The 5,005-nt window shown below is 73.6% G+C and carries 4 protein-coding genes; 1 reads left to right on the top strand and 3 read right to left on the bottom strand.

Going from position 1 to position 5,005, the window contains the following annotated elements; all coding sequences use genetic code 11:
• Nucleotides 1-36 precede the first annotated feature (36 nt).
• The 3 genes from ACWGL3_RS30955 to ACWGL3_RS30945 form a co-directional block, all read right to left on the bottom strand.
• Nucleotides 37-678, bottom strand: a complete 642-nt coding sequence (locus ACWGL3_RS30955; RefSeq protein ID WP_267944552.1) for a Uma2 family endonuclease — start codon at nucleotides 676-678, stop codon at nucleotides 37-39.
• A 149-nt stretch (nucleotides 679-827) separates the two neighbouring features.
• Nucleotides 828-2,492, bottom strand: coding sequence for an FAD-binding dehydrogenase (locus ACWGL3_RS30950; protein WP_452462108.1), 1,665 nt, complete (start codon nucleotides 2,490-2,492; stop codon nucleotides 828-830).
• A gap of 195 nt (nucleotides 2,493-2,687) precedes the next feature.
• A complete protein-coding gene (locus tag ACWGL3_RS30945; protein ID WP_452462107.1) occupies nucleotides 2,688-3,782 on the bottom strand; it encodes an alcohol dehydrogenase catalytic domain-containing protein in 1,095 nt (364 codons plus the stop codon).
• Between the two features lie 205 nt (nucleotides 3,783-3,987).
• On the opposite strand from ACWGL3_RS30945, the gene ku reads away from it, so the two are divergent.
• Nucleotides 3,988-4,965, top strand: coding sequence for a non-homologous end joining protein Ku (ku, locus tag ACWGL3_RS30940; RefSeq protein ID WP_267944549.1), 978 nt, complete (start codon nucleotides 3,988-3,990; stop codon nucleotides 4,963-4,965).
• Nucleotides 4,966-5,005: the final 40 nt, after the last annotated feature.

Genomic DNA, 5,005 nt, shown 5'->3' with positions numbered 1-5,005 from the left:
GCCCGAAGGTGCCCGGCGCCGTTCGCCGTGTGCGGCCTAGTCCCCGGCCGGGGGCCTCGTGGTCTCCTCGGTCTCCTCCGGTCCGGCGATGTGCGCGCGCCAGTCGCCGTCGAGCCTGAGCATCCATTGCGGAACGATCCGGGCCGGGAAGGGAACGCTGGTCTCGAAGACCTCCTCCCCGAACGCGGCCGAGACCTCCGCGTACTCGCCGTCCTCCAGCCGCAGTTCGATGATGCTCGCCTTGTCCCGGTCGGGGGTGATGACCCAGTACGAGGGGACGCCGAACTCCGCGTACTCGCGGCGCTTGGTGTGGTGGTCGCGGAAGACGCTCTCGGGGGAGACCACCTCGATCGCCAGCACTGGCGGCCTCGTCGTGTACGGCATCTGGAAGTCCTCGCTCCGGATCACGGCCACGTCGGGTATCCGGTGCCGTGTCCGCTCCGTGTCGAGAGTGATGCCCGGGCCGTCCATCACGAGCATTCCCACGGGTGCGGCGTAGCTCAGGTGGGCGGTGAGGCGCCCGGTGGCCAGCGTGTGCAGGCTGGAGGGAGCGGGAGCCGCGTCAAGCCGCCCGTCGACCAGCTCGTAGCGCCGTCCGTCGTCCGGCGTGTGCTGAAGGTCGTCCACTGTGAGCGGCCCCGGTTTCGGGACGGTCCTGCCGCTAGCCACAACTGCCATCATGCCTCCTCATATGCATGAGGACCAGGATTGTGGAGGAGGGGCGGTCGTGGGCCGGAATCGACAAACTCGTGAATAGACGACCTCCCCTCTCATCTTGGGCGGTCGGCCGTAACCCGGGTCGGGGGCGGGATCCCCGACGCGCGACGCTAGCCGACGGCGGACGCGGCGGCCCGGCCCGCGATGCGGCCCGAGAAGAGGCATCCGCCCAGGAACGTCCCCTCCAGGGCCCGGTAGCCGTGCACGCCCCCGCCGCCGAAACCGGCGACCTCACCCGCCGCGTACAGGCCCGGCACCGGGGCGCCGTCCGCCCCCAGCACACGCGCGTCCAGGTCGGTGTGCAGGCCGCCCAGGGACTTGCGGGTGAGGATGTGCAGCCGCACGGCGATCAGGGGGCCGGCCTTCGGGTCCAGGATCCGGTGCGGCCTGGCCACCCGCACCAGCTTGTCGCCCCGGTAGGTGCGTGCCGAGTGGATGCTCATGACCTGGAGGTCCTTGGTGAAGGTGTTGGCCATCTCGCGGTCGCGGGCCACCACCTCGCGGGTGACGGTGTCGGCGTCGAGCACCCCGTCCCCGGCGATCTCCCGCATCTTCCGGATGAGCGCGGGCAGCCTGTCGGCGACGACGAAGTCCGCGCCGCGCTCCTTGAACGCCTCCACGGGGTCCGGGGCGCCGGGGAGGACGCGCTGGAGGAGGAGTCTGAGGTCCTTGCCGGTCAGGTCGGGGTTCTGCTCCGAGCCCGACAGGGTGAACTCCTTCTCGATGATCTTCTGGGAGAGCACGAACCACGTGTACTCGTGGCCGCTCCGCATGATGTGGTCGAGTGTGCCGAGGGTGTCGAACCCGGGGAAGCAGGGCGCGGGCAGTCGCTTGCCTGTCGCGTCCAGCCACAGGGAGGACGGGCCCGGCAGGATGCGGATGCCGTGCCCGGCCCAGACGGGGTTCCAGTTCCGGATGCCCTCGGTGTAGTGCCACATGCGGTCCGGGTTGACGATCCGCCCGCCCGCCCGCTCGGTGATGCCGAGCATCCGCCCGTCCACGTGCTCCGGCACACCCGACAGCATGTGCTTCGGAGGGGCGCCCAGGCGCTCGGGCCAGCTCTTGCGGACCAGGTCGTGGTTGGCGCCGATCCCCCCGGAGGTGACCACGACCGCCTGCGCGGCCATCTCGAAGTCGCCGACCACGTCGCGGTTGCTGGCCTGGCCGCGGGAGATGCCACTGGGGGCCAGGACGGCGCCGCGCACCCCGGTGACGGTCCCGTCGGTCACGACCAGTTCGTCCACCCTGTGCCGGAAGCGCAGCGTGACCAGGCCCCGTTCGACCGCCGCGCGCACCCGGCGCTCGAAGGGCGCGACCACGCCGGGACCGGTGCCCCAGGTGATGTGGAAGCGGGGGACGGAGTTCCCGTGTCCGCCGGCCAGGTGGCCGCCGCGCTCGGCCCAGCCCACGACGGGGAAGATCCGCAGCCCCTGGGCGTGCAGCCAGGAGCGCTTCTCGCCGGCGGCGAAGTCCACGTAGGCCTCGGCCCACCGGCGCGGCCACTCGTCCTCGGGGCGGTCGAAGGCCGCGGTGCCCATCCAGTCCTGGAGGGCGAGTTCGCGGGAGTCCCTGACACCCATGCGCCGCTGCTCGGGGGAGTCCACGAGGAAGAGGCCGCCGAACGACCAGAACGCCTGGCCGCCGAGGGACTGCTCGGGCTCCTGGTCGAGCAGGACCACCCTCTTTCCCGCGTCGGCCAGCTCGGCGGCCGCGACCAGCCCCGCCAGTCCGGCTCCGACGACGATCGCGTCGGCTCGGTCGGCTCCGCTGCTCATCTGGTTCCTTCCCCTCGGATGGTCCGCGCCCGGAGGGCACGGTGTGCGCGATGGTGACGACTGTGCCGCGCCGTGCCCCCGCCGACAAGGGTGTCGTGTGTCCTGCGCCACATCATTTGTCACACCGTGACAAACGAGGCGGGTGTTCCGCGGTCGGCGCCGTCCCGTGGGGAGGAGGCGGCGCCGACCGCGGGCTCAGGCGCCGAAACGCACGAGGGACCGCCCGCCCAGGCCCCGGCGCATGCGCTCGAAGGCCTCCGGCAACCCCTCCAGGGAGATCTCGTCGGTGACCATCGCGGCGAGCTTCAGCCCGCCGGAGCGCACGTGCGCGGCGATCACCGGGATGTCGCGCTCGGGGTCGCTGGAGCCGTAGACGCACCCGCGCAGGGTGCGTCCCTGGTGGAAGAGCTCCAGGGCGTTGAACGAGACCTCGTCGTCGAGTGCCCCCACGCCCACCACCGTGACCGTCCCGCCGCGCCGTGTGGCGTCCCAGGCCGAGCGCACCACCCGGGCGGAGCCGACCACCTCGAACGCGTGGTCCGCCCCCCGGCGCCCGGTCAGCCCGCGCACGGACCGGGTCAGCGTCTCGTCGGCGATCAGGAAGTCGGTCGCCCCCAGGGACCGGGCCAGCTCCTCCTTGTCGGGGGACACGTCCACGGCGATCACCTGGTCGGCGCCGGCGAGGCGGGCGGCCTGCACCACCGACAGCCCGACCCCGCCCAGGCCGAGCACCACGGCCGTCTGCCCCGCGCGCACGGCCGCGGAGTTGTTGACGGCGCCCCAGCCGGTGAGCACCGCGCAGCCCAGCACGGCGGCGACGGAGGGGTCGATCCCGTCGGGCAGGGGCACGACGGCGCGGGCGGGGACGACGGTGGCCTCGGCGAAGGCCCCGCAGCCCAGGCCCGGGTGGACGGGGGTGCCGTCGGCCAGCTCGGCGTACGGTCGGGCCGCGCCGTCGAGGGCGTGCTCGCACAGGTGGGGCTCGCCCTGGAGGCAGAACCAGCACTCCCGGCAGGCCGGGGCCCAGTTGAGGATGACGTACTGGCCGGGCACCATGCCGGTGACGCCCTCGCCCACGGCCTCGACGGTCCCCGCGCCCTCGTGGCCGAGCACCGCGGGCCACTTCTGCACCAGGGTCCCGTTGGACAGGGAGAGGTCGGAGTGGCACACGCCGGCCGCGGCGATGCGCACCCGGACCTGTCCGGGGCCGGGGTCGGGCAGGACCAGGTCGCGGATCTCGGGGGGCGCGCCCTGCTCGGAGAAGACGGCGGCCTTGACGGTCGTACTCATGGGAGCAACTCCAATCGGGGATTGCCGCGACAGTAGCAATACCGACCGGTCGGTCCGATCCCGGGGCGCTTCCTCCCGCCCCGGCGCGCCGCGGGGCCGCGGTCGCCCGGGACGGCCGCCGTCCGGTGGACCTGACCTCCCCTTTGCCCTCCGTGGGCGGAGTCCTGCCCGGTGGGAGTGATGATGGGAGGCAGAGGGAGGGATCATGGTCAATCCGGTTTGGGTGGGAACCCTGATGTTCGGTCGGGTGCCGATCGGCGTGCGCCTCTACAGCGCCCGGGAACGCAGGGGCCCCGTGCTGCACCAGTTCCAGCGGGGCACCGCGGACCGCATCCGCTACGTGCGCGTCAACGAGCGCACCGGGGAGGAGGTCGCCCCCGAGGAGGTCGTGCGCGGGGCGCGCACCGGGATCGAGGACGAGTACGTGGTCCTCGAACCCGAGGAGCTGGAGGACATCCTGCCGGCGGGCTCGCGCACCATGCAGATGCACGGCTTCCTGCCGGAGGGGGCCGTCGACCCGCTCTGGTACGCGTCCACCTACTACGTGTCCCCCCGGGGCCCCGCCGACACCGAGGCCTACCGCCTCCTCCACGCGGCCCTGGACCGGACCCGCCGGGTGGGCGCGGCCACCGTCGTCCTGCGGGAGCGCGAGTACCCGGTCCTGGTCCAACCGCACCGGGGGGTGCTGGCGGCCTCCACCCTGTGGTGGCCGGACGAGGTCCGGGACCCGGACGACGTGATGCCGCCCGTCACGGGCGCCGAGCCCGGCAAGGGCGAGCTGGAACTGGCCCAGGAGCTCGTCAGGGCACTGTCCGTGGAGTGGGACCCCGGGGACTACGAGGACAGCTACGGCAGGCGGCTCACCGAACTGGTGCGGGCCAAGGCCCGGGGGAGCACGTTCTCCCACCGCCCCGACCGCTCGGAGGGGGGAGGGGAGGTCGGCGCGATCGGCGAGGCGCTCCGGCAGAGCCTGCCCAACCGCCCGCACAAGCGGGGGCGCGCCCCCGTGCCGCGCAGGCCCGCCACCGTCCGCGCCGAGGCGAGGGGCGCAGCCGAGGGCCGCCGGACCAAGCGCGAACTCCTCCGGCAGGCCTCGGAGCTGGAGGTCCCGGGCCGCTCGAGGATGAGCAGGGACGAACTGGAGGAGGCGGTCGGCCGGGCGGGCGCGGGCCGCCGCCGGTGACCGGCGCCCGCCGGGCGGGGCGCGGCGCCCTCCTCGGACC

Source organism: Nocardiopsis sp. NPDC055824 (assembly GCF_053616335.1).
This window is presented reverse-complemented; position numbering and strand designations above follow the sequence as displayed.